Here is a 1602-nt window from a genome sequence, read left to right on the forward strand (position 1 = left end):
CTCCTCGGCCTGGCCACGCAGGCGGTCGTAGCGCGCCGTGTTAGCGACGGGGGCTTCCTTGAGCGACAAGTGGGTTTCGACGCTGGGTGGTGGTTCGGTCGCGGCCAGGCGCGCCACGACATTGAGGATGTGTTCGGCGCTCAGGCTGCCGCTCTCCAGTACCAGCTCAACGGCTACCAGCACGGCATCGAGCCCGGCGACCGGTACGGCAGCCAGAACTTGCGCCATGATCCGGTCACCGCCGGCATGACGCCCCAGACCGTGCTTAAGCTGACGCAGCGGCGCCGGCAGATCAGCAAAGGGCGCGCCGTTGCGCAGCGCACCGGGCTTGCGTTCGATCAGCGGGAGGTAGTGCTGCCAGTCATAGCTGACCTGGTCGCGATCCAGCAAGCGGACATGGCTGGCGATCAGCGCGTCGTCAGCCACCACCTCGATTCGCGTCGGATACAAACGGCTGCTGACCCACTTACCCGCGTACTCACACGGCACCGAGTAGCGGTTGCGCCCGACGCTGACCAAGCAGGTGCTGGAGACCCGCGCAGGCCGCTCGACGTAACCGTCGAATGGCGCTGGCACAGGCATCAGTTCAGCGCGCTCCAACTCAAGCACTTCGGCCACACTCAGCCCGCTGTATTGAGGGTGCGTCAGCTCGTTCCAAAGCGCGCGGCAGCGCTGGCCCAGCCAGGCATTGAGTTCCTCGAAGGAGTGAAACTGACAGTCCTGGGCGTCTAGCCAGATACGCCTGCGGCTGTCTTGCACGTTCTTTTCAACGATGCCCTTTTCCCAACCAGCGGCGACGTTGCAGAAGTCCGGATCGAACAGGTAATGCGCGCACATCACCGCAAAGCGTGCATTCACCGCCCGGCCTTTGCCCTTATTGACCTTGTCGACGGCGGTCTTCATGTTGTCGTAGATGCCCCGGCGCGGCACGCCGCCCAAGGCGCCGAACGAGCGTGTATGGGCGTCAAATAACATCTCATGGCCCTGGCTCGGATACGCCACAAGCCAGAACGCACGGCTGGCACACAGCTTCAGATGTGCCACCTGCATACGCCGGTAAATGCCGCCGACCAGCAAGCCTTCCTCGCTCCAGTCAAACTGAAACGCCTCGCCAAGAGCAAAGGTCAGCGGCACAAAGGCCTGCGACGCCTTGCCCTGTCCCCCTCGCCAGGCACGGATAAACGCGGTGAGCTGGCTGTAGCCACCGTCATAACCATCGGCTTTGATTTGCGCCAACAGCGCCTTGGCACTGCGCCGCTGTTGCTTGGGGCGCAGCGAATCGGCTTTTAGCGCCTGCTCCAGCGTGGCGTGAAAAGGGCTGAGTTTGTTGAAGATCGCGCGGCGTTGGTAGACCGGCGGCTTGGCCTCAGGTGCTCTGACCCACTTGCGAATCGTGTTGCGCGCCAACCCGGTGCGCTTGGCTATCTCATGCAGCGACAGCTTGTCGCGGAAATACATCCGGCGAATTTTGCCCATCATTTCCATACTGATCACCCTGTGTTCTCCTGCTCAAAAATTGAGCAGAAGCAGTTGAACACCTGGGTCAGTTTTCAGTCGGCAGAACAGCCTCTACTGGGTCAGTTTTCGGTCAGCGGCAACAGA

Annotated in this window: 1 protein-coding gene; it reads right to left on the reverse strand. The window is 61.9% G+C overall.

What is annotated here, in order from left to right:
* A partial coding sequence (istA, locus tag QMX85_RS23335; RefSeq protein WP_282344930.1) for an IS21-like element ISPst3 family transposase occupies positions 1-1485 on the reverse strand: 1485 nt, incomplete at its 3' end.
* Positions 1486-1602: the final 117 nt, after the last annotated feature.

Source organism: Pseudomonas sp. PS02288 (genome assembly GCF_029959715.1).
Lineage (GTDB): Bacteria > Pseudomonadota > Gammaproteobacteria > Pseudomonadales > Pseudomonadaceae > Pseudomonas_O > Pseudomonas_O kuykendallii.